General features: G+C 50.2%; 25 protein-coding genes and 1 riboswitch. Of the genes, 13 read left to right on the forward strand and 12 right to left on the reverse strand.

Annotation, left to right across the window (positions count from 1 at the left end):
• The 6 genes from NE619_RS07420 to NE619_RS07445 form a co-directional block, all read left to right on the forward strand.
• On the forward strand, positions 1–191 hold a 191-nt coding region (locus tag NE619_RS07420), incomplete at its 5' end, for a hypothetical protein (RefSeq protein WP_256131772.1).
• Positions 192–1,503: 1,312 nt separating this feature from the next.
• Entirely contained in the window at positions 1,504–3,204 is a 1,701-nt protein-coding gene (gene leuA / locus NE619_RS07425) for a 2-isopropylmalate synthase (protein WP_256131773.1), read from the forward strand.
• A 15-nt stretch (positions 3,205–3,219) separates the two neighbouring features.
• The gene (leuC, locus tag NE619_RS07430; protein ID WP_256131774.1) at positions 3,220–4,482 is read left to right on the forward strand and encodes a 3-isopropylmalate dehydratase large subunit; all 1,263 of its coding nucleotides are present in this window, start codon (positions 3,220–3,222) and stop codon (positions 4,480–4,482) included.
• 1 nt (position 4,483) lies between these two features.
• Entirely contained in the window at positions 4,484–4,969 is a 486-nt protein-coding gene (gene leuD, locus NE619_RS07435) for a 3-isopropylmalate dehydratase small subunit (protein WP_256131775.1), read from the forward strand.
• An 895-nt stretch (positions 4,970–5,864) separates the two neighbouring features.
• Positions 5,865–6,935 carry a 3-isopropylmalate dehydrogenase gene (leuB, locus tag NE619_RS07440; RefSeq protein ID WP_256131776.1) on the forward strand — a complete coding sequence of 357 codons (1,071 nt, stop codon included), beginning with the start codon at positions 5,865–5,867 and terminating at the stop codon, positions 6,933–6,935.
• A 237-nt stretch (positions 6,936–7,172) separates the two neighbouring features.
• Complete coding sequence (locus NE619_RS07445; RefSeq protein ID WP_256131777.1) at positions 7,173–8,063, forward strand: DMT family transporter; 891 nt, start codon at positions 7,173–7,175, stop codon at positions 8,061–8,063.
• A 289-nt stretch (positions 8,064–8,352) separates the two neighbouring features.
• Here NE619_RS07445 and NE619_RS07450 read toward each other — a convergent pair whose 3' ends face one another.
• The 12 genes from NE619_RS07450 to NE619_RS07505 form a co-directional block, all read right to left on the reverse strand.
• Positions 8,353–8,805 carry a GNAT family N-acetyltransferase gene (locus NE619_RS07450; RefSeq protein ID WP_256131778.1) on the reverse strand — a complete coding sequence of 151 codons (453 nt, stop codon included), beginning with the start codon at positions 8,803–8,805 and terminating at the stop codon, positions 8,353–8,355.
• A gap of 2 nt (positions 8,806–8,807) precedes the next feature.
• Positions 8,808–9,224 carry a secondary thiamine-phosphate synthase enzyme YjbQ gene (locus NE619_RS07455; RefSeq protein ID WP_256131779.1) on the reverse strand — a complete coding sequence of 139 codons (417 nt, stop codon included), beginning with the start codon at positions 9,222–9,224 and terminating at the stop codon, positions 8,808–8,810.
• 62 nt (positions 9,225–9,286) lie between these two features.
• Positions 9,287–10,255: an alpha/beta hydrolase gene (locus NE619_RS07460; protein ID WP_256131780.1), complete on the reverse strand. Its 969-nt coding sequence runs from the start codon at positions 10,253–10,255 to the stop codon at positions 9,287–9,289.
• A gap of 40 nt (positions 10,256–10,295) precedes the next feature.
• A complete protein-coding gene (locus tag NE619_RS07465; protein ID WP_256131781.1) occupies positions 10,296–10,610 on the reverse strand; it encodes a DMT family transporter in 315 nt (104 codons plus the stop codon).
• Positions 10,607–10,978 carry a DMT family transporter gene (locus NE619_RS07470; RefSeq protein WP_256131782.1) on the reverse strand — a complete coding sequence of 124 codons (372 nt, stop codon included), beginning with the start codon at positions 10,976–10,978 and terminating at the stop codon, positions 10,607–10,609. Before NE619_RS07470 ends, NE619_RS07465 begins: the two co-directional genes overlap by 4 nt.
• A gap of 52 nt (positions 10,979–11,030) precedes the next feature.
• Positions 11,031–11,123: riboswitch (guanidine-I (ykkC/yxkD leader) on the reverse strand.
• A 72-nt stretch (positions 11,124–11,195) separates the two neighbouring features.
• Positions 11,196–11,771, reverse strand: coding sequence for a pentapeptide repeat-containing protein (locus NE619_RS07475; protein WP_256131783.1), 576 nt, complete (start codon positions 11,769–11,771; stop codon positions 11,196–11,198).
• Between the two features lie 17 nt (positions 11,772–11,788).
• Positions 11,789–12,613 carry a zinc finger domain-containing protein gene (locus tag NE619_RS07480; protein WP_256131784.1) on the reverse strand — a complete coding sequence of 275 codons (825 nt, stop codon included), beginning with the start codon at positions 12,611–12,613 and terminating at the stop codon, positions 11,789–11,791.
• Positions 12,614–12,633: 20 nt separating this feature from the next.
• Entirely contained in the window at positions 12,634–13,251 is a 618-nt protein-coding gene (locus tag NE619_RS07485; RefSeq protein WP_256131785.1) for a hypothetical protein, read from the reverse strand.
• The gene (locus NE619_RS07490) at positions 13,244–13,543 is read right to left on the reverse strand and encodes a DUF2089 family protein (RefSeq protein ID WP_256131786.1); all 300 of its coding nucleotides are present in this window, start codon (positions 13,541–13,543) and stop codon (positions 13,244–13,246) included. Before NE619_RS07490 ends, NE619_RS07485 begins: the two co-directional genes overlap by 8 nt.
• Before the next feature lie 14 nt (positions 13,544–13,557).
• Positions 13,558–14,217 carry a hypothetical protein gene (locus tag NE619_RS07495; protein WP_256131787.1) on the reverse strand — a complete coding sequence of 220 codons (660 nt, stop codon included), beginning with the start codon at positions 14,215–14,217 and terminating at the stop codon, positions 13,558–13,560.
• 82 nt (positions 14,218–14,299) lie between these two features.
• The gene (locus NE619_RS07500; RefSeq protein WP_256131788.1) at positions 14,300–15,631 is read right to left on the reverse strand and encodes an MATE family efflux transporter; all 1,332 of its coding nucleotides are present in this window, start codon (positions 15,629–15,631) and stop codon (positions 14,300–14,302) included.
• A complete protein-coding gene (locus NE619_RS07505; protein ID WP_256131789.1) occupies positions 15,624–16,058 on the reverse strand; it encodes a MarR family winged helix-turn-helix transcriptional regulator in 435 nt (144 codons plus the stop codon). The genes NE619_RS07500 and NE619_RS07505 overlap by 8 nt, the downstream gene beginning before the upstream one ends.
• A 151-nt stretch (positions 16,059–16,209) precedes the next feature.
• Here NE619_RS07505 and NE619_RS07510 point away from each other — a divergent pair, with 151 nt between their 5' ends.
• The 7 genes from NE619_RS07510 to NE619_RS07540 all read left to right on the forward strand — a co-directional run bounded on the left by NE619_RS07510 (position 16,210) and on the right by NE619_RS07540 (position 23,446).
• The gene (locus NE619_RS07510) at positions 16,210–16,731 is read left to right on the forward strand and encodes a nitroreductase family protein (RefSeq protein ID WP_256131790.1); all 522 of its coding nucleotides are present in this window, start codon (positions 16,210–16,212) and stop codon (positions 16,729–16,731) included.
• Between the two features lie 337 nt (positions 16,732–17,068).
• Positions 17,069–18,076, forward strand: a complete 1,008-nt coding sequence (gene aroF, locus NE619_RS07515) for a 3-deoxy-7-phosphoheptulonate synthase (protein ID WP_256131791.1) — start codon at positions 17,069–17,071, stop codon at positions 18,074–18,076.
• 11 nt (positions 18,077–18,087) lie between these two features.
• Positions 18,088–18,927, forward strand: coding sequence for a prephenate dehydrogenase (locus NE619_RS07520; protein ID WP_256131792.1), 840 nt, complete (start codon positions 18,088–18,090; stop codon positions 18,925–18,927).
• Complete coding sequence (gene aroB / locus NE619_RS07525; protein WP_256131793.1) at positions 18,927–19,997, forward strand: 3-dehydroquinate synthase; 1,071 nt, start codon at positions 18,927–18,929, stop codon at positions 19,995–19,997. The genes NE619_RS07520 and aroB overlap by 1 nt, the downstream gene beginning before the upstream one ends.
• Positions 19,994–21,235, forward strand: a complete 1,242-nt coding sequence (gene aroA, locus NE619_RS07530) for a 3-phosphoshikimate 1-carboxyvinyltransferase (RefSeq protein ID WP_256131794.1) — start codon at positions 19,994–19,996, stop codon at positions 21,233–21,235. The genes aroB and aroA overlap by 4 nt, the downstream gene beginning before the upstream one ends.
• The gene (gene aroC / locus NE619_RS07535; RefSeq protein ID WP_256131795.1) at positions 21,225–22,304 is read left to right on the forward strand and encodes a chorismate synthase; all 1,080 of its coding nucleotides are present in this window, start codon (positions 21,225–21,227) and stop codon (positions 22,302–22,304) included. Before aroA ends, aroC begins: the two co-directional genes overlap by 11 nt.
• The gene (locus tag NE619_RS07540) at positions 22,304–23,446 is read left to right on the forward strand and encodes a bifunctional chorismate mutase/prephenate dehydratase (RefSeq protein ID WP_256131796.1); all 1,143 of its coding nucleotides are present in this window, start codon (positions 22,304–22,306) and stop codon (positions 23,444–23,446) included. The genes aroC and NE619_RS07540 overlap by 1 nt, the downstream gene beginning before the upstream one ends.
• Positions 23,447–23,450: the final 4 nt, after the last annotated feature.

The following is a 23,450-nucleotide window of genomic DNA, read 5'->3' on the forward strand; positions in this document are numbered from 1 at the left end:
TTTTGAGCGGTCTTTCGCAACGCCTCAGTTTGCCGCGCTTGCCGCAAAGCCGTGCCCAGGCGATAACTACCGCCCGATTTTTTCAAAAAGTTACGCGTTTTTCAAGGATCCTGCGGCCCCCGAATAGGCCGATAGCACAAACCTTCATCTTTTATGGTTTCAACAGCCCGCAAACCCACAGCTTTGCGTAACCCGACGTCGATTTTAAGAAAAAGTTACCGCAGCCCGGCTGGGACAAAAAACGGCTGCGGGTTTGCCACCATATTCTGATTTACCCGGCAAATCCCGCAACCATTGTCCCTTAAAAAGTGCCTTGGTCGCAGATTGGATGTATCGTATGCAATATTCACCAATTGAGCCGGCTTTGCCGGGAGATTAAATATGTCTAAAATTTGCTGCGGGCCACATGGAGTAAGTTACAAATTGGCAGACAGCCGCCTTTTCGGCAATTTGCATATTTTGTTCAACAACCGCTCCGTTTCAGCTTTGTTGTTGAGGATTTTTCAAGGTTTGCGGCCTCTGCTCCTGTTCAAAGTCGCATATAGATCGAGTTTCTATGCTCCCATGCCCTGCTATCCTTGAAAAAAGATCAACAAGAACTCGTTTTTTCGCTGCGTGTTGATAAAAATAGCGATTTGCCTTTTGAGCGGTCTTTCGCAACGCCTCAGTTTGCCGCGCTTGCCGCAAAGCCGTGCCCAGGCGATAACTACCGCCTGATTTTTTCAAAAAGTTACGCGTTTTTCAAGGATCCTGCGGTCCCCGAATGAGCCGATAGCACAAATGTTCACGTTCACCTGTTTCGAACGCCCGCAAACCCACAGCTTTGCGTAACCCAACGTCGATTTTAAGAAAAAGTTACCGCAGCCCGGCTGGGACAAAAAACGGCTGCGGGTTTGCCACCATATTCTGATTTACCCGGCAAATCCCGCGACCATTGTCCCTTAAAAAGCGCCTTGGTCGCAGATTGAATATAATATCTGCATCGGCAGCCCAAACAGCACCAACGCAAAATTTTCTATTGACAAACGCCTCCGTCTCCGATTATACTAAATAGTAACTTTTGAATTTCATATTGTTGCGTTGAAGGGAATAAATCAGCATATGTGGATCTTACAGAGAGCAGCCGGTCGGTGGAAAGGCTGCAGATACGAAAGCTGGTGTCTCACCCCGGAGCAAAATCTTATGAGTGGGACCTGGTGTTAGCCGGGGCCAATAAGAGTGGTACCGCGGAAGTTTGAATGTGAACCTTCGTCTCTTGTGCAGCAGGCTGTATAGGAGACGGAGTTTTTTATTATTCCGGAAATATCAACAAAGTCTGCCACTAAAAAAATCGGTGGATCCGGCTTTGTTATGACTTTTACCGCTGGCTTGCTGGAGCATATTTGAGCATTCCCGTTTCCCACGGCAGTGCCGGCAGGAGGCAGAACCAGAAAACAGCAAGCAGAAACAGGAAACAGGAGCAATACGTTCACGAATCAAAAGAAAGGAAGGAAGAGACTGGAAATGAAAAATTACGACAAGTATCAGGTGGGGTACTTCCCGCCGCCGCAGACAGAAGTGGAATGGATCAAAAAAGATCATATTGAAAAAGCGCCGATCTGGTGCAGCGTCGATCTAAGAGACGGAAATCAGGCGCTGATCGTTCCCATGAGTCTGGAGGAGAAGCTGGAGTTTTTCCAGTTCCTTGTCAAACTGGGTTTCAAAGAGATTGAAGTTGGCTTTCCTGCCGCTTCGGAAACAGAATATGAGTTTCTCAGGAGACTGATCGACGACGATCTGATTCCTGACGATGTGACTATCCAAGTGCTGACCCAGTCCAGAAAACATATAATAAAGAAGACTTTTGAGTCCCTGGTGGGTATCAAGAAAGCAATTGTACATTTATATAATTCCACTTCCCTGGCCCAAAGGGAGCAGGTATTCAAGGCTGAAAAAGACGAAATCATCGACATCGCCGCCAGCGGCGCCAAGCTGATTAAGAAATACGCCGCCAAATACCCGGATACGGAATTCCAGTTTGAATATTCGCCGGAAAGCTTTACCGGCACAGAGATGGATTTTGCCCGCGACATCTGTAACGCAGTCATTGACATCTGGGAACCGACACCGGAAAACAAGGTGATTATCAACCTGCCGGCTACTGTTTCCATGTCCATGCCGCACGTTTACGCCAGCCAGATCGAATACATGTGCAAGAATCTGCATGATCGCGAAAACGTCATCGTTTCCCTGCATCCGCACAACGACCGGGGAACCGGTGTGGCAGACGCAGAGCTAGGGCTTTTGGCGGGAGGCGACCGTATCGAGGGCACACTGTTCGGAAACGGAGAAAGAACCGGCAACGTGGACGTGGTTACTTTGGCGATGAACATGTTCTCCCACGGAATCGATCCCAACCTGGATTTCTCCAACATGCCGGAAGTCGTAGAAATGTACGAAAAGTTTACAGACCTCAAGGTGCACCCTCGTCAGCCTTACGGCGGCCAGCTAGTATTCGCAGCCTTCTCCGGCTCCCATCAGGACGCCATTGCCAAGGGAATGAAGTGGAGAAAACACAAGAAACTGCACCAGTGGACAGTGCCATATCTTCCCATCGATCCAAAGGACGTGGGCAGAGAGTACGAAGGCGATGTAATCCGTATCAACAGCCAGTCGGGAAAAGGCGGTATCGCTTATATCCTGGAACGGGATTACGGATTCGACCTGCCAAAGCAGATGCGGGAAGAAGTGGGCTATATGATGAAGGATATTTCCGACCGCTCCCACAAAGAGCTTTCTTCGGAAGAGATCTTCGAGGCCTTCCGCAAGGAATACATCAATTACTTCGATCCCATCGACATTACCGATGCTACCTTTAAGAAGATATCCACTTATAAATCAGATGACGGTATGATCGTAGATATGCGCGTGGATATAGGCGGAGATGTCTATGAGATCACCGCGGAAGGAAACGGCCGTCTCAACGCAATCAACAATGCGCTGAAAAAGACGCCGTATCACTTTGACTACACGCTGGTCACCTACTCCGAACACGCGCTGGAAACCAGCTCCAGCTCCCGAGCGGCGGCTTACATCTGCATCGAGGACAGCGAGGGCGGTCAGTATTGGGGCGTAGGAACCCACGAGGACATTATTCTGGCCTCGGTCAACGCTCTGGTCAGCGCGCTTAACCGTGAAAACAAGATAAGAAAGTTTGTAAAATAGAAGGAGGAAACAGATATGGGAATGACTATGACGCAAAAGATCCTGGCAGCTCACGCAGGTCTGGATCATGTGGTACCCGGTCAATTGATCCGGGCCAATCTGGATATGGTTCTGGCCAATGATATCACCGGGCCGGTTGCCATCAATGAATTTGAAAAAGCGGAATTCGGGGAAGTGTTCGACAAGAGCAAGGTTTCTCTGGTCATGGACCACTTTACGCCCAATAAGGATATCAAGTCAGCGGAGCAGTGCATGCAGTGCCGAACCTTCGCCAGACGCTTTGATATTGATAACTTCTACGATGTAGGAAATATGGGAATCGAGCATGCGCTGCTGCCGGAAAAAGGGCTGGTTGCCGCCGGCGACGCGATCATTGGCGCTGACTCCCACACTTGCACCTACGGCGCGCTGGGAGCTTTCTCCACAGGCGTGGGCAGCACGGATCTGGCGGCAGGAATGGCTACGGGCCAGGCCTGGTTCAAGATTCCGCCGGCATTAAGATTTGAGCTGAAGGGCTCTCTTCCTGAGAATGTAAGCGGCAAGGACGTTATTTTGCATATCATCGGCATGATCGGTGTTGACGGCGCTCTCTATAAATCTATGGAATTCACCGGCGAAGGCGTTGCCAGCCTGTCCATGGATGACCGCCTCTGCATCGCCAACATGGCCATCGAGGCCGGGGCGAAGAACGGAATCTTCCCGGTAGACGAAGTGACCGAGGCTTATATGAAAGGCCGCGTAAACAGAGACTGGACCAAGTACGAAGCAGATGCGGATGCCCAGTATGACGAAACCTATACCATCGACCTGTCACAGCTCAAACCGACGGTATCTTTCCCTCACCTTCCGGAAAATACCAAGACCATCGACGAGGTCGGCGATGTACCGATCCAGCAGGTAGTCATCGGCTCCTGCACCAACGGCAGATTGAGCGATATGCGTATCGCCGCGGAGATTTTAAAAGGACAGCAGATTCATCCTGATGTGAGGGCCATCATCATCCCTGCTACCCAGCAGATCTACAAGGACTGCATCAAGCTGGGATATCTGGATACCTTTATCGATGCAGGCTGCGTGGTTTCCACACCGACCTGCGGACCGTGCCTGGGAGGACATATGGGAATCCTGGCAGCGGGAGAACGGTGCGTGGCTACCACCAACCGAAACTTTGTCGGCAGAATGGGCCACACCGAAAGCGAAGTATATCTGGCAAGCCCTGCCGTAGCCGCGGCATCAGCCATTGCCGGAAAGATCAGCGGACCGAAAGGAGGCAAATAGGATGGATGCAAAAGGCAGAGTACATAAATACGGAAACAATGTAGACACGGACGTTATCATCCCTGCGAGACACCTTAATACTCAGGACCACAAGGAGCTGGCGTCCCACTGCATGGAGGATATCGACAAGGAGTTTGTAAACAAGGTAAAGGAAGGTGACATCATGGTGGCCGGCGACAACTTTGGATGCGGTTCTTCCAGGGAGCATGCTCCCATCGCCATCAAGGCCAGCGGCATCAGCTGCGTCATCGCCAATACCTTCGCCCGCATCTTCTACCGGAACTCCATCAACATCGGACTTCCGATCCTGGAATGTGCCGAGGCCAGCCAGAAGATCGAAGATGGCGATGAAGTCAGTGTAGACTTCAACACGGGAGTAATCACTAACATAACCAAGAACGAAACCTATCAGGCCCTGCCCTTCCCTGACTTTATCAAGGATATCATGGCAAAAGGCGGACTGATGAACAGTTTAAAAGAAAAATAAAGTTGTGCCGCCGGTGGATTTCACCGGCGGTGTTTTTTATGTTTCCCCGCGAAGGGAAGGCCGGTAACTTTTCTTATTTTTTACGAAAAGTTACGCATTTTTCAACCTTTCCACCGGCTTCCGGACAGCCGAAAACACAAATTTTCATTTTTCACGGCTTTGACCCCCTCCAAACCCACAACTTTGCGTAACTTTTTATAAATTTTCAAAAAAGTTACCGCCGGCCGCCGGCCGCAAGCCCGACCCCAGCTCCCAACCCCCAAACCCCCAGCCCGCTCAGGCCGCAGGCCCGGACCAGACAAATAAAAAGCCGCTTCAAAACCGCCCTTTTAAGCCAAACAGTTCTGAACCAGCTTCATCTCTTATATAATTACAATTCACACTTTTACATTTTATAAGATGCGTCTAGCATCCTTCACACAGCTTCAATTCCCCGGCAGCACCGCTCCAACTCCAGCCAGCATAATATATAATTACGCAGCGTTTCTCTTGGAAGAAAACTTATTTTTCAGCGCAGCCGCGCAGAACCCAATTCCGATAACCGTCACAACCATAAGTCCTAACATAAGCTTCATATCTGATCTCCTTTCATTGAATACCTGTTACACACAATTTCCCCGTTATGCTCTTGGAATCTTATCTCTGATAGCCGCGCCGCAGAACCCCACTGCAATAATCGCCACTGCAACCGCCCCGATTAAAAACTTTTTCATAGGTCCCATCCTTTCTTTTTCCTGAATCACTTTATGGTTTAAGTATACCTTCAAATTATTAATGAATCCATTGATTTGTCTTACGAATTTCTTACATTTCTGTAAGACTGGCAAGGCATTGCAAAAATCCCCTTCACCGTTTATAATTAGGCATGTACATATAATAGATAGGAGATGCGAATATGAATTACAAGATAGCTGTCGTTCCCGGAGATGGGATCGGCCCCGAAGTCATCGATCAGGCCCTGAGGGTTCTGGATCGAATTGGAGAAAAATATAACCACAATTTTGAATACACGAAGGTTCTGGCCGGAGGAGCCGCCATCGATGCCACCGGCGGATGTTTGCCGCAGGAGACCATCGACATCTGTAAAGCCAGCGACGCTGTTCTGCTGGGCGCAGTGGGCGGATGGAAGTGGGACACGCTCCCCGGAGACGAGCGGCCGGAGCGGGCGCTGTTAGGTCTTAGAAAAGAGCTGGGTCTTTTTGCCAATCTCCGCCCGGCAATTCTCTTTGACGAGTTGAGCGAGGCCTGCCCACTCAAGCCGGAAATTACAGCGGGCGGACTTGATATTGTCGTTGTCCGTGAGCTTACCGGCGGCATCTACTTTGGCGAAAAAGGCTTTAAAGATACGGACCTCGGCCCTGCCGCTTACGATGTGGAACAGTACGCAGAGGAGGAGGTACGCAGAATCGCCATCGTAGCCTTTGATATGGCTATGAAGAGAAATAAGAAGGTCACCAGCGTAGATAAAGCCAACGTGCTGGAAAGCTCCCGCCTGTGGAGACGGGTGGTTGCCGAAGTGGCAAAGGATTACCCGGAAGTGGAGCTGAACAACCTGTACGTTGATAATACTGCTATGCAGATGATCCTCAACCCCAAGCAGTTCGATGTGATCGTAACCAGCAACATCTTCGGCGATATCCTTTCCGACGAAGCCAGCCAGATCACAGGCTCCATCGGCATGCTGCCGTCAGCCAGCCTGGCTCAGGGAAACTTCGGCATGTACGAACCGGTTCACGGCTCCGCCCCTGATATCGCGGGGCAAAACAAGGCAAACCCCATGGCTACGATTCTTTCCGCAGCCATGATGCTCCGTTACACCTTCGGACTTTCCAACGAAGCGGATGCCATCGAAGCCGCGGTTAAGAAAGTCTTGGCAGACGGTTACCGCACCCCGGACCTGATGGCAAACGGGGGTAAAGAGATGGGAACCAAGGAAGCCGGCGACCTGATTCTGGCGGCCTTATAAGGATAAATAGCATATCCCACGCAGTCCGAATAGTATAGTATACGAGCCACGTCGAGTATACTTTACGTATATTCAACCTCTCGGCAACGCCGGTTCAATTGGTGAATATCGTATAGAAAAAAAGCTGCATCCGAAAGGGTGCGGCTTTTGTGAGCTTTATAGAATCAGACGGCTCGGGTGCGGTTTTGAGCTGGGAGCGGTCACAGCCCGCAAACTACATAAGTTTATGGAGGAATTATGGAAACACAAAACGCACAAAAAAAAGCGATGTTCCTTATGGCATTGTGCGCATGCCTGTGGAGCATCAGCGGTATTTTTATCAAATGGATATCCTGGAGTCCTTTCCTCATCGCAGGCGGGCGCAGTCTGATCTCTGCGATGGTTCTCGGTCTCTACATGTACATAACTAAAATACCGGTAAAGGTTTGCAACTTTTCCGCAGGCGCAGGCATCAGTCTGGCGGTATCTTTTATGTGCTTTGTTTCAGCTAACAAGCTGACTACCGCCGCCAACGCCATTGTCCTGCAATATACGGCGCCGATCTTCATACTGATTATCTCCGTATTGTTTTTACACCAAAAAATTAAACGGCGTGAAATCGTCGTAGTGACCGTCACTGCCGCCGGTATTGTCCTCTTTTTCCTAGATCAGCTTTCACCGGGCAACATTGCCGGGAACATTCTGGGAATTCTGGCAGGACTATTTTTATCGATTATGTTCGTTCTGGTGGGTCAGGGCGGAGACGATGATTCCATCCGCATGAGCGGAATTCTGTTTGCCCACATCCTCACCGCTGCCGCCGGCATCCCCATAGGCGCCTGCTTCACGCAGTCCATCGCCTCATCGGAGATCTGGTTCGTGGTGATTCTGGGTGTCTTTCAGCTGGGAATTCCTTATGTTTTGTACGCAATCGCGGCAAAGGACTGTTCCCCTCTGGCCTGCTCGCTGATCGGTATGCTGGAGCCGCTGCTGAATCCGGTCTGGGTGTTCCTCTTTGACGGGGAAAAACCGGGGTTCTTTGCCTTTATCGGCGGCGTTATCGTCATTGCGGCAGTTACGGTCTGGTGCATTACAGAGAACCGAAGCCAGCAGGCGGAGGCTGCTGCAATAGGGGATAAAAATTCTTAATTAAATGAGCCTTGAGAAAGGCCCCGAGGGGAGACAGGGGGCTGCCCAAGCCTGTCCATACAGCAAAGTTATCCATATTTTCCTTAAAACAAGAGAATATGGATAACTTTGCAACGGCTTTGGCAGTTCATTTTTTAAAATCCGGCTATTGGGTGGAAAATGCGCCAAAACAGGCCCCTCCAGCCCACAACTTTTATCCATAAAGAAGGTTTTTTTGCCGAATATGGGGAAAAGGCCCATCGCCAATTAAAAAAGGAGCTGTCACATCAGACTGACAAGCTCCTTTTTTTCATTCGATAACCGAGCTATATTCCATATCAATATGGGGGATTCCATCCTCAACATAGCCTTCGGATATGCTGCGGAATCCCAATGACTCATAAAATCCCACCAGATATTGCTGCGCCGACAGCCTGACAACCTTTTCGTGAAGGTATTCATCAATGAATAAAAGAGCCTTATTCATCATGTGCCTTGCGAGTCCGATGCCCCGGTAGTCTGCCCGCACCACCAATCTGCCGATCGCGATCTGATCGAAGGTCTGACCCTTTTCCAGTATTCTCAGGTATCCGACAACATGGTTGTTCTGTTCCACAAACAAATGATGCGCATATCTGTCCCTGCCGTCGCAGTCAGGGTAGACGCAGTTCTGCTCCACAACAAAGATATCCGATCGGAGCTTTAAAATCTGGTAGAGTTCTTCTGTATTCAGCTCATGGAACTGTTTGATAATGATCTTCATCTCTACTCCCCGATTATTTTAATCAGCACCCGTTTGTCACGCTTGCCGTCGAATTCGTAATAGAAGATCTGTTCCCAAGTTCCAAAATCCAGCTGGCCGTCCGTGATGGCCACTACCGTTTCCCTTCCCATGATCGTCCTCTTCAAATGCGCGTCGCCGTTGTCCTCAAAACCATTGTGCCGATACCTGCTGTAGGGTTTTTCCGGCGCCAGCCCTTCCAGCCATTCCTCATAATCCTGATGCAGCCCGCTCTCATCGTCATTGATGAAAACCGAAGCAGTAATGTTCATGGCGTTGACCAGTACCATTCCCTCGCAGATCCCGCTCTCTTCCACAGCTTTCTGCACGTCCTTTGTGATATTAACCAGGCCTCTTCTGGATGGTAAATTAAAATGCAATACTTTTCTAAATGATTTCATCTTTTTATCCTCCCCATTTTCTTACATTATATATAGTCTGTCTGGAAATTTCTACTGTTACCTTACCGGTGGCCGCCGTATTTCTCAATAAAGCTCATCATTGTCTCTTCATAGAGCTGCGGATAATCGATATAGATGTCCGTATGCCTGCTGTCATCCACGCTGCAGATCTGCTTTTCATTATGTTTCATAACCCTGTACAGATCCACACCCATATGATAAGGGGTCACGCCATCGGCCCTGCTGTTGAAAATCAGCACCGGAACCCGGGTATCCGCAACGTACTTACGCACGTCACCATCCCCGTAGCTGTATCCCAGCCGCAGCCGCGTCGCCAGATCTCCCATGTCCAGCTTGAAATCCATAGGAATCCATTTTGTATTCCTTACCAGAAAACCGATAATTTCCCGCATATCGCTGACCGGGCAGTCGAGCACGGCAAAATCCAGATCCTTCTGCGCAGCCTCGGTTCCCAGATAAAATCCAATGGTAGCTCCGCCAATGGAGGAGCCCCATCCACCTACCTGTATGTCGTCGCCTGTCCGCTTTCTCACATAATCGACGCAATCCTTAAAATCCCTGCTTTCCCAGTAACCGCAGGTCATATACTGGGCTTCGCTTTCGCCGGAATCCCGCTGGTCGTAGGTAAGGATGTTGTATCCATAGCGCATGAGAATAGCAGCCACCGGATAACCGGTGAGTCGATTTCCATTGAGGCCGTGGGCCATGACGACCGTTTTTCGGTCTTTGCGGCCGTCCGCGGTCAGGTAGTTGGCCGGAATTTTATGATCGCCAAAGGTGGACGGGATCTCCACCTGTTCTACCTGATATTGAGCTTCAAATTTATCCACGTCAAAACCGTACTTTGCCAGCGACTCTTTTTTGCACGCCAAAGGCCGCCTCTCCTGATTGACCGCATGGACCGAGGCGTTGTAAACGTAAATGCCGGTGGCCCCGCAGACGGATACCGCCAGGACCACTGCGCATATGATCACAATTCCTGTGATTTTTAAAGCTTTTTTCCTTTTCATACCTATATGGTATACGTCTTGCCGGCTGCTGTCAAATGGCCTATGCGCTGAGACGCAGGCCAACAACGCCGACCAGGGCCAGCGCTATGAAAAAAATCTTTTTGCGATTTCGGCTCTCGCCGAAAACAAGGATACCAAAGATCACGTTAAATACGGTTCCCAGTCCCGTCCAGACCGCATAGGAAATTCCAAGGGGCAGTGTCTTTGTCGCCAGGGACAAAAGATAGATGCTCAAGGAAACCGTAAGCACGGTCAGTACGGTATAGTTTTTTCTGGTAAAGCCTTCGGATAATTTCATAAACACGGTAAAGCCCAGCTCACAGAAAGAGGCCAGCACCAAAACAATCCACATCATTCTGCCATTTCCTCCTCTTCCTGTTCTTCTTCACTGTCCTCGCACAGCTTCAGACCGATAATTCCTGCGATCAGCGCAGCCAAAGATACCAGCTTGATCCAGCTGACGCCTTCCCCCAAAGCCAGTATCCCCACCAGCGTAGTTCCTGCGATACCGATTCCTGTAAACACCGCATAGGACATGCCGATTCCGAATACCCGCACGGCCCGCTCCAGCAGCAAAAAACTGATGATAATAAAAACCAGTGCGATCAGTGACGGCATCAGCTTTGTGAATCCATGGGATTCCTTCATAAAATATCCCCACACCAGCTCAACTGCGCCCGCTATCAAAAGGCACACCCAGGCGGCGTTCTTTTTCTTTTCCATATAAGTAAACCTCCTTCGCGCAAAAAAAAGCCGGGAAAAGTAAATCACTTACTTCTCCCGGGCTTTTATCCCTCCGTGGCAGCCTTGCGGCCGTTTTCTCTCGGACCTGCCTGCGTCGTGCAGCGGAACCCTAGAAAACTTTAAACACTTATTTTATTATATAGGCGCCGGTACTGCTCTGTCAACAGCATCTTTCGTACCTACCGGCCGGGCACTTTTATTCAACAATGATCCCGGTCGCAGACAGCAGCCTCACTGCGTCAGGGAAAGTGAACTTCGCCTTTTTCAGCTTGTTATTTTCCAGCGAAATGGCATAATCCCGCGCATCGCGAAAATCAGCGCCCATCAGATTGTTCTGTTGAAAGCTGACGTCTGTCAGACCCGCTCTGCGAAAAGAACTCTCCCTGAGATCACACTGCTGGAAGGAACTGCCGATCAAATCGCAGTCCTGGAACTGAAACTTTTTCATTTTGAATCCGACGAACAGGTTGTGTTTCAGTGTACAGTCGCTGAAAGCAGAGAATGGGAGCATGATATTGCTCTCCTGTTCCACTTCGTTCCAGGCCATGCCAATCACGGAGCAGCCTTCAAATCGGTTGTCCGTAGCGTCCGTAAATTTAAAATTATTGTTGAGGATCGTACACCCGCGGAAGGTGCAGCTCTTGAAAGAACAGTGTCTTATTTCCATCTCCATGAACCTGCAGTTTTTAAAAACGCAGTCGGCAAAGATCAAATCCTCTATACAATCGTTTTCATACTGCAGGTTTTCAAAGTTTTCATATTCATAAAGCATATTTCCATTCTGTCCTTTCATTTTAACGGCTGGCAATTGGGGCAATAATACACATTTCCGCCCAGATACGCCTTTCTTTCGATTACTCCTCCGCAGACCGGGCACGGCCCCTTCCATGTTTTGCTGGAAAGGATTGTTCTATAGCCCCCGGGATTGCCCCGCAGATCTTTTTCCGTATCTCTGCCGCCCTTTTCCGTCATTTCCGCCAGCGTTTCCCTGATGCTCTCAAAGATGGCCCTTCGTTTATCCTCTAAATCCTTTAACTTACTTTTGGGATTCACCCCCGCCCGGAAGAGAATGTCCTGAAGAACACCGTTGCCCAGTCCCGGTATACGCTGCTCCGTCGCCAGGAGCCCTTTGGCGCTGAGCGTCTCTTTTGCGGCATCCCACAGAGAGGCAAAGTGATCAAAATCAAAGGCTTCTGTCAGGGGCGACGGTGCGGATTTTGCAGACATATAGTAGATATTATCGTTTTCTCGTTCCCTGAACAGATGTATTCCGCCGTACATCTGAATACTGCATGTCAGCACCGTTCCATCTTTAAATTCCATGTACAGCTGATGCTTCTCCGAAACTTTCTCCCCCGCTTCAAAGAACCTCAGATTGGTCCCATCGTTAAAGGTCAGCCGCAGCTCGCCGATGCGCAGCTGTATCCAGCCCGAAAGAGCCTCGGCTCCATCGACCCTTTTACCTTCCAGCAGGGGCGGATAACACTCCGGCTCTCCGGTGAAAAAGGCAAATTTATGGGGCGATTTTCCCGCCAATACCGTCTCAATGGTTTTTCCTTTAACGGTTTCATTCAGCTGTCTTGCCAGCGTATGGCTTTCCGGAATCTCGATCATTCGTATAGCCTCCTTTCATTTTACAGGCTTTCCAACCGCAGCTTTTTCATCTCGTCCTTACGCCGTTTGGAGTGGACGATCAGGCGTCCGATCACGTACACCGGTATCATCGGCACGATAGCCCAAAGGATCTCTCTAAACCAGAAGCTACCGGCACTTACGAACAGTCCTCCTCCCAGGGGAACCATATTTTTCTCAATCTCCTCCTCGCTGGATGAGCCCGTGAGCTTTTCGCCGTCCAGCAGCCGATCTACGATTTGCTGATAGAGTATTCTGTCGCTGTCGATTTCCAGCCTGCCGTCCTGCTCAAAGGACAGATAGACCTTATCCATCAATTCCCCATTTTGATCCTTTATCCGCAGATCGGAAAAATCCATTAGCTCCCCGTCTTTATGATAGCGGAACGCGATTTCATACTGATTGCCGTTATCGTCCTCAACCGTTCGGGTTACGGTCTTATAGGCGCCCGCAGTCATATTGAGAGCCAGATTGGCGAAAACCACAACCGCCGCCACTACCGCAATGGGAATCAGGCCCGCCCACCTGCTTTTGCGGGTGGAAAGCCGAAGCTCCAGCGCCACAAGCGCCGCGACCACCACAAGGGAAATGACGAACGGAATTGCTATACTGTCACCCATTTTCCTGCTCCTTCCTGTATTCATTGATAATCAGCTTTGCCGTCTCGAAATCCAGCTTATCGTCGAGCGCCAGCTTTTTAATGAAGTCCACGTAAGGCTCCGGCCCCTTCTCTTCTTCCATCTCTATTTTCTGAATCAACCGATCCAGTCGCAGCCGCACGGTCGGGTAGGTTACTTCGTACTGCCGGGCAATATCCTTCAGGGAACCGGAGGCCAGGATAAACCGCTTGATAAAAGTCACATCCTCTTCCTCCAGGCCCGCCATCCATTCCGGCACAAGTTCAATTGTCATCGTTCATTCCCTCCTCATAGATCCTGTATTTTGGTACTGTCCAAGCCGCTGGTTTTCTTGCGCCGCTCTTTGATTTTCCCGGCTATATAAATGGCCGCCAGCACCAGTGTGAGAATATTGCTGAAAAACAGCGCCTCCGGAAAACGCTCCTTATCGAAATACGTCCTTTCCCGTTCAAAACCCTTTGCAAGCTTTTCCAGCTCCTGTCGGCTGACGGACTGGCCGGTCATGGTGTTTTTGACCCACTGTTCCTTCATCGAAGCCGCCAGAACCTTTTCATAGGCCAGCGCTTCCGTCCCCCCTGTCATCCGGTGCTGCCGGTCGAATTCCAGATCCATATATTTCAGCGAGTCCCCTTCTTTGACCATCAGGCTGCCGAATCCCTGAACCTGCCTCTTGTCATCCGTCACCACATTCAGTCTGCCAATGATGCTTTTATCCTTGTACAGGTCGATCTCCTCGACAGACCCATCGCACCAGGTCTCTCTGACTACACTGAAAAACACAGCGCTTCCGATTCCCAGAAGCAAAGCGGCCGCGATCACTGCCAGCGCCGCTTTCTTCTTTTTTCGCCTGACCAGCTGCACTTCTGCCGTAACCGCGGCGGCAATCAGACATAAAACTGCGAGCACTGCCAGAGCCGATACATACCCGATCCATATAAATTCTGTCATACACACTTTCCTCCTTTAATAATCTTAAAATAACATTTAATTTTATTAAAGTCAATACTATATTTTATTTTCATTTTTTTGCTCAGGCATACGAGTATTTTTTTCTTTTTGTGATAAGGAATGAAACCGCTACAATAAGACCCAGTCCTTCCGCCACCGGAACTGCTATCCACACGCCCGATTCTCCCAGTATATTGGGAAGAATGAGAATGGCGCCTGCGATAAAAATAAACGTTCTGGAAAAAGAGATAATCGCAGATATTTTTCCATCAGAAAACGCAGTAAACATTGCGGAAGAAAAAATCCCCAATCCCATAATCGTAAAGGCCAGCGAATAAATCGAGAAGCCATGAAGCGTAATACTATATACATTACTGTCCGCAGAAGCGAAAATAGTCAACGCCTGTTCTACAATTAGGTGAATTGCCCCATTTCCCAGTACGGAGCTTACCAGCAGAAATATCATGCTGTTTTTAAACAGGCTCCGTAATTGCTCTCTATCCTCATTTCCGTATTTGTAACTGATAATTGGGGCGATTCCGTTGGCATAACCAAAATACAGTGCGGTAAATATATATTGGAAATATAAAATTATTGTGATGGAAGCAACGCCATCTTCTCCATAAAATTGCATCAGTGTATAGTTGAATAAAAATGTTGTGGCCGCATTTGCTAAATTCGTTACCATTTCTGATGAACCATTGGTGCATGACCGGCGAAGCACAGCCCAGTCAAATTTGGGCTTGACGAGGTACAGCGAATTACTTTTGGCAGTAACGAAAAAGAGCAATCCCGCCACTGCCGGGACGCAATAACTGATTCCGGTAGCGATTGCCGCACCTGCGGTCCCCATATTCAGCGGCGCCATAAAAATGTAATCGAGTACAATGTTTATGATACCGGCCAGAAGTGTAACGATCAGACCCAGTGTCGGTTTTCCGGCAGTGACAAAAAAAGTCTGAAAAGCAGTCTGCAGAAAAAACGCAGGTGCGAAGGCGAATATGATCCTGGCATAGGCCATGGATAAAGGTGCCTGGATTGGGCTCGCCCCTAAAAACAAAATAATTTCTTCAATAAAAACGCTGCCTAAAACTGCAATTATAATACCAATCAATATCTCCGCAATAATTAGAAAGCTCAGGTTTCTCCGCGCTTCTTTCGGCTTTCCTTCACCCAGTTGTCTTGCGACAATAGCGCTGCCTCCCGTTGCGATCATAATCGCTATGGCCATTTCAAAGCAGATGACCGGATAGAACATATTCACCGCCGACAGCGCTGTCGTACCAATCAAACGGGATATAAACATACCGTCAACGATAATATACATCGACAGACTGATCATCATAATGATATTGGGAATCGCAAAGGACAGCAGTGAAGCAAAGGTAAATTTTCTGGCTAATGGGTTATCCATTCTGCATTTCCTCCTTCAATAGTTCGTAATATTTTGTATTGCTGGCAAGCAGCTGACTTCTTTGTTCATCGCCTAGCTTTTCCATAGCACTCTCCTCCATTTTGTAAAGCTCCCCCAGTACAGAAGAGGCGAACGCTTCCCCAGTTTTTGTAAATTTAATAAACTTCTCTCTTTTATTTCTTGTATTGGCAGCAATTGTAATGTATCCCTTTTTTTCAAAATCCAACAAAATTCCATGAACCGTCTGTTTCGGCAAAGCCCACCAGTCACAGATCTGTTTCTGCGTACAGGTTTTATAATCATCCAAAGTATACAAAATAACCAAAGCGTTATAGCTCAACTGATGCTTCTTCGCCCATATCCTGTATAAATCCAGCGTACCGCTCAAAGCAGTATTTACAAGTTTAATTTGTTCTCGTATTTTCATATCGGCCTCCTTTTAGTACGAAATCGTACCTTTATAATAGTACGATTTCGTACTGTTGTCAATGTCCGCTTTTCCGCTCGCATCCCTGTTTGACACTTTTTTATAAAGGGACTAAAATGGGAGTAATCAATTGAGAAAGGAGATCACTTTTATGGAAAACGACGTATTGAAAAACATAAAGACAAGAAGGTCGATTCGCAAATACAAGCAGATGCAGATTACAGAGGAGGAGCTTCAGACCGTGCTGGAAGCCGGAACCTATGCGCCTTCTGGCAGAGGAATCCAGTGCCCCATTCTGGTGGCCGTGCAGGATCAGGAAACGATGGCTCAGATCGTAAAGATGAACGCCGCGGTCATGGGTACCGACAAGAACCCCTATTACGGCGCGCCCGCCGTGGTGCTGGTCTTTGCCCCGACAGACCGTCTGACTTATATTGAAGACGCCAGCTGCGTGCTGGATACCATGATGCTGGCCGCCCATTCCATCGGCCTGGCTTCCTGTTGGATTCACAGAGAACGGGAGATGTTTGAAACGGAGGAAGGCAGGGCTTTGATGGCAAAATGGGGAATCCCCGAGGGGTACGCGGGAATCGGCTCACTGGCTCTGGGCTATGCGGACTGCGAACTGCCGCAGCCGCCGGAAAGAAAACCCGGACGCATCATCCGTGTGTAAGGACGTATCAGGAAGAATTGACTGATTATTCCCTTAACACAAATTTTACAAAGTTTTTTATGTTTTTTCACAAAAACTTCTTTACATTTCCGTGCCTGCTGTGGTAAAATGCAGACATATTACTGAGAGAGGATAAAAGCGATGTTAAACAAATTCAACACATTTGCAGCTGAATACTTTTATTTTTACTTTACTTTCTTTTTTAAGAGTAAAGTGAATTTTGCTGCAATGGGATAACTCGTTTAACTAGTGTAAAACCAATCATAGCCACGAGATCATCTCCGCAAGTGAAATTCACTTGCGGAGTTTTTTCGTTTAAGGAAAAGAGGAGAATATTATGATTATTATTTTGAAAGACAATCCGGAAGAAAAACAACTCGAAAATCTAATCGCCTGGCTCAAGAGCATGGATCTGGACATCCACTTCAGCCAGGGTGAAAACACTACGATCCTGGGACTGATCGGCGACACCTCGGCAGTGGACATCGATCTGATCAATGCCCTTGATATCGTAGATACTGTAAAACGGGTCCAGGAGCCTTACAAGAACGTAAACCGCAAGTTCCACCCGCAGGATACCATCGTAGACGTAGCCGGCGTTAAAATCGGCGGAGGCAATTTCCAGATCATCGCCGGCCCCTGCTCCGTGGAATCCAGAGATCAGGTTTGCCAGATCGCCAAAGATGTGAAAGCAGCGGGCGCAAACCTCTACCGCGGCGGCGCTTTCAAACCGAGAACCTCCCCTTACGCGTTCCAGGGGATGCGTTCAGAGGGAATCAATCTGCTGCTGGAAGCGAAGAAAGAATCCGGACTTCCCATTGTAACAGAAGTTATGGACCTCTCCCATCTGCCCCTTTTCGAAGATGTGGACGTTATCCAGGTTGGCGCAAGAAACATGCAGAACTTCGAGCTTCTCAAGGAGCTGGGCCATCTCAACAAGCCGATCCTGCTCAAGCGGGGGCTCTCCAGCACTCTGCAGGAGCTACTCATGAGTGCCGAATACATCATGGCCGGAGGCAATGAAAACGTAATTCTCTGTGAGAGAGGAATCCGTACCTTCGAGACAGCCACCAGAAATACGCTGGATCTGGCGGCCGTACCGCTTTTGAAAACTATGACCCACCTTCCCATCGTCGTAGACCCCAGCCACGCTACCGGAATCGCTCACCTGGTAAAACCGATGGCTATGGCAGCGGCAGCGGCAGGCGCCGACGGACTGATGATCGAAGTTCATAACGATCCGCCTCACGCTCTCTGCGACGGCGCTCAGTCTCTGACACCGGAAGCGTTCACCGATGTGGTAAAAGCAGTCAATGCCATTCTGCCTCACGCATACAAGGGTTAAGGGGTAAAACCATGAAAATCGCAATTATCGGCCTGGGGCTCATCGGCGGCTCCATGGCCAAGGCCATAAAAGAAAACACCGATCACACAGTCTACGGCTATGACCTCAGCGATACGGTACAGAAGAAAGCCAAGCTCATCAACGCCATCGATGAACCTCTGACCGATGAACTGCTCAGGGACTGCGATTTGACTATTGTCGCCCTCTATCCGCAGGCGGCCATAGATTACATTCGCGACAAGCAGGAGCTCTTCAAAAAAGGTTCCATTGTTCTGGACTGCTGCGGTGTAAAGCAGGCCGTATGCAGCCAGGCTGAACCCATTGCGCTGAAGCAGGGTTTCGTCTTTATCGGCGGTCATCCCATGGCCGGGCTGGAACATTCCGGATTTGACCATGCGGAAAAGGCGCTCTTCAAGAACGCTTCCATGATTCTGACCCCGACAAAGGGAAACATTCAGGATGTGGAGAAAGTCAAGGATTTGTTTACATCCATCGGCTTTACCAACCTGCAGATTGCCACGCCCCGGGAGCACGATCAGATGATCGCCTTTACCTCCCAGCTGGCCCACGTGGTATCCAGCGCTTACATCAAAAGCCCGGCTGCCATGAAGCACAAAGGCTTTTCCGCAGGCAGCTACCGGGATCTGACCCGGGTGGCAAAGCTCAATGAAAATATGTGGACCGAGCTGTTCCTCGATAACCCCGATTTCCTCGCAGAAGAAATCGACGGTATTGCCGACCGCTTAAAGGAGTACAGCCGGGCCATCAGAGAGAAAGATGCTCAGACCCTGCGCACTCTGCTGAAAGACGGTCGGGAAAAGAAAGCAATTATAGACGGAGAAGTATTCTAATGGAAAAGATTCTTATAACAGCTTCAAAGACCTACGAGGTTCTTACTGGTGAAGGCCTTCTGCCCCGGGCAGGCCGGCTGATACGCCCGGTGCTTTCGGAAAAAGCCCAAAAGCTCTGTATCGTTACCGACGATACCGTTGACCGGCTTTACAGTGGAGTTCTTTCCGACTCCCTGACCGATGCGGGATATGAGACTGTAAAGTTTGTCTTTCCTCCGGGAGAAGCCTCCAAAAGTCTCGACACCTTATCGGAGCTTTTGGAGTTTCTGGCGGATCACCAGCTGACCCGTTCCGATGCTCTGATAGCTCTGGGCGGCGGGATTGTCGGCGACCTCACCGGATTCGCCGCGGCTTCTTACTTGCGGGGCATTGATTTCGTGCAGGTTCCCACAACGCTGCTGGCAGCCGTGGATTCTTCGGTGGGCGGCAAGACAGGGATAAACCTAAAGGCAGGAAAAAATCTCGCCGGAGCTTTCTGGCAGCCGTCCCTGGTCCTCTTTGACATCGACACCATGAAAACCCTTTCCTACGATCTGCTGCTGGACGGGGCCGCGGAAGCTATCAAGGCCGGAGCCATCGCGGACAGGGAGCTGTTTTCCTACATCGACAGAGTGGACCGGCTGGATGCTCCTGAAACGATCCGGTATCTCAGCAGCAGGGCCATTGAGATCAAGCGGCAGGTGGTCGAGGCCGATGAAAGGGACACCGGCGTAAGGCAGCTGCTCAACTTCGGCCACACGGTAGGTCACGCGATCGAGAAATGCAGCGATTTTTCCATCAGCCACGGCCATGCGGTTGCCATGGGAATGGTAATCTGCGCCCGTGCGGCGCTTGCCCTGGGCTGGTCTCAGGAAGACTGTCTGTCACCGCTCCTTGCCAGTCTTGAAAAGTTTTCTTTTCCTCTGGCATGCCCCTATTCGGCGGAGGAGCTTTGCAATGCGGCACTGAAAGATAAAAAGCGCATGGGTGATACGATCACGCTGGTCATTCCCGCCGCTCTGGGGGACTGCCGGCTGAAAAAAATCCCCATATCTCAGTTGAACGAATTTATAAAGGCAGGACTTTCATGAATATAGAAATCATTCCACATACTCTGGTCGGCAGCGTAAACGCCGTAGCCTCCAAATCCCACGCCCACCGGCTGCTGATCGCCGCCGCGCTTTCCAAGCGGCCGCCGGCCATATCCATCGGCACCACGTCCCGGGACATTGAGGCCACCCGGACTTGTCTGCAGCAGCTGCGAAAAGAGATTCCGGTCCTGGACTGCGGCGAAAGCGGCTCTACGCTGCGTTTCCTGCTTCCGGTAGCCATGGCATTGAAAGAACGGGCTGTTTTCCTGGGTTCCGGCAGGCTGCCGCAGCGCCCCATTTCCCCTCTGAAAGAAGAGATGGAAGCTCACGGATGCACCTTCATCAACAAGCACCGGAAAAAAGGAGAAGCCCGTGAAATATGCGAGATACGGGGACGGCTGCAGGGAGGAATTTTTACCCTTCCCGGCAATATCAGTTCCCAGTACATTACCGGACTTCTCTATGCTCTGCCCCTGCTGAAAGAGAACAGCCGGATCCAAATCACGACCCCGCTGGAATCCCGGGGATACGTGGATCTGACACTGGACGTACTGAAAAAGTTTCGCATTCAGATTTATACAGCGGAAAAGGAAGGCTGTCCGACCTATATGATTGAGGGCCGCCAGCAGTATCTGCCGCCGGGAGATATGGAAGCGGAGGGCGACTGGTCCAACATTGCCTTCTGGGTCATCGCCGGAATCCTTTCCAGGGACTCGGGAATCATCTGCAATGGAATCGATCCCCAGTCCATACAGGGCGACCGTGCGATCCTCAATCTGGCTCGCCGGATGGGCGGTAAAGTAACCGAAAAGGGGCACAGCATTCTGGTTATGTCGGATTCCCTTCGCAGCACCCATATTGATGCCTCGGCCATTCCTGACCTGGTACCGATTCTGGCAGTAGCCGCTTCTACCGCCAAAGGCGTGACCCATATCCATAACGCCCACCGTCTGCGGATCAAGGAGTCCGACCGGCTGGCCGCCATGTACGACTGCCTTTCCCGGGTTGGAGCCAACATCAAGGAGGAACCGGGCGGCCTTCTCATAGAGGGCGTGCCGCAGCTGAAAGGCGGAACCGTCAGCGGCTATAACGACCATCGCATTGTAATGGCCATGACCGTAGCGTCCATCGTTTCCGACAGTCCGATCATCATCGAAGGCGCGGAAGCAGTAAACAAATCATACCCAACTTTCTTTGAAGATTTTGAAGCACTGGGAGGTGAATACCGTGTTCTCTAGTTTTGGAAAAAATATAAAAGTGACCGTTTTCGGCGGCTCACATGAGCCTGAAATCGGGGTGACGATCACCGGGCTGCCCCGCCGTACATCCTTTGACCTTACGGAGCTGCAGCGGTTCCTCGACCGCAGAGCGCCGGGCAACAGCCCTTTTGCCACCGCCCGCAAAGAACCTGATCTGGTACGGCCCGCGGAAGGACTGCACGTAGCCGACAATATGGCAGTGACCATGGATCGTTCCATTACCCTGACCATCGCCAATACCAACACCCGCTCCGGAGATTACAAAAACCTGAGGGATATACCAAGGCCGGGGCATGCGGATTACACGGCACGCGTAAAATACGGCGGTAGCCTCAACATGGCCGGCGGCGGCCCGTTCTCCGCCAGGATGACGGCTCCCCTGTGCATTGCGGGCGGAATTGCCCTGCAGCTGCTGCGCAAATACGACATCCAAACGGGCGCTCATATTTATTCTATCGGCTCGATCTGCGATGCGCCGATGGACCCTCTGGATCCGGATGTTCCCGAAAACGATGATTTCCCTGTCATTTCCCGGGATGCGGGAAAAGGGATGCAGGAGCTGATTCTGCAGGCGAAAAGGGATGGAGATTCCGTAGGCGGAATTATAGAGGTATACGCCAAAAACTGCCCCGCCGGTTTGGGCGGCCCCATGTACGACGGCGTAGAAAGCGTTCTGGCTCCAATCTTCTTTGGTATCCCTGCGGTCAAGGGCATTGAATTCGGAGCAGGCTTTGGCAGTACCAGGCTTCGGGGTTCGGAGAACAACGATCCCTTTTATGCCGAAAAGGGCACCATCCGAACCGCGTCCAACCATCACGGCGGCATACTGGGCGGCATCACTTCCGGAATGCCCATCATCGCCAGACTGGCCTTCAAGCCGACGCCCTCCATCGCCAAGGAGCAGCGTTCCGTCAGTCTCAGCAAAAAAATTAACGAAAAGCTGTCCATCAAAGGCAGACACGACCCCTGCGTGGTCGTTCGGGCCGTACCCGTTTGTCAGGCGGCCCTGGCTATTGGACTTTTAGATATGATTATGGAGGAAAAATAATGAAATTAGAAGAAATCAGAAAAGACATCGACAAGGTAGACTCACAGATCGCCCAGCTGTTCAAGGAAAGAATGGATCTGGCGCTGGAGGTGGCAAAAGAAAAGAAGGCAAACGGTCTTCCCGTTGTCAGCGCTTCCAGAGAAAAGGAAATCCTGCACCGAATTTCCGAAGAAATCGGCGAACCGCTGGACGGCTACGCGAGAATTCTTTTCAACACGCTCTTTGATCTGAGCCGTTCTTATCAGAACAACTATCTGTCCCGTATTTCCGATATCGGAGAGCGCATTGAAAAAGCGCTGAACGAGACACCGAAGCTGTTCCCGAAAAAAGCAGTCGTTGCCTGCCAGGGCGTTGCCGGCTCCTATTCTCAGGCTGCCTGCGAAAAGCTCTTTGAGGTTCCCAGCACCATGTATTTCAACAGCTTCGAAGGCGTATTCAACGCTGTGGAAAAAGGTCTGTGCCAGTACGGTATCCTGCCGATCGAAAACAGCTCCTACGGCTCTGTGGGCACGGTGTACGATCTGATGAAAAACTATAACTTCCATATCGTCAAGAGCATCCGTCTGAGAGTCAGTCACAACCTTCTGGCAAAGCCGGGGACTCAGATGAAAGACGTTAAGGAGATCTTCTCCCACGAGCAGGCCATCGGCCAGTGCGGAGAGTTCCTCAAAACACTGAAGGACGTGGAGATCACAGTCTGCGAAAACACAGCCAGGGCGGCCAAGATGGTGGCGGAATCCGACAGAAACGATGTTGCGGCCATCTGTTCCAGCGACTGCATCGAGCTGTACGGACTGGAGTCCCTCAACAACAATATTCAGGTGAGCGACAACAACTACACCCGCTTTATCTGCATTTCCAAGAATCTGGAAATCTACCCGGGCGCCAACAAGATCAGCCTGATGCTTTCCCTGCCGCACAAGCCGAGCGCACTGTATCACATGATCGCCAAGTTCTCCGCCCTGGGAGTAAATCTGACTAAGCTGGAATCCAGACCGGTTCCGGGAAGCGATTTCGAGTTCATGTTTTACTTCGATATGGAAGCTTCCGTATATTCACCGGAGCTGGTGAACCTGTTGGGCCAGTTGGAAAATCAGCCTGAAATCTTCGTATTCCTGGGCAGCTATTCCGAAACCATCTAAAGGA

It is taken from the genome of Anaerovorax odorimutans (assembly GCF_024459955.1).
Lineage (GTDB): Bacteria > Bacillota > Clostridia > Peptostreptococcales > Anaerovoracaceae > Hominibacterium > Hominibacterium odorimutans_A.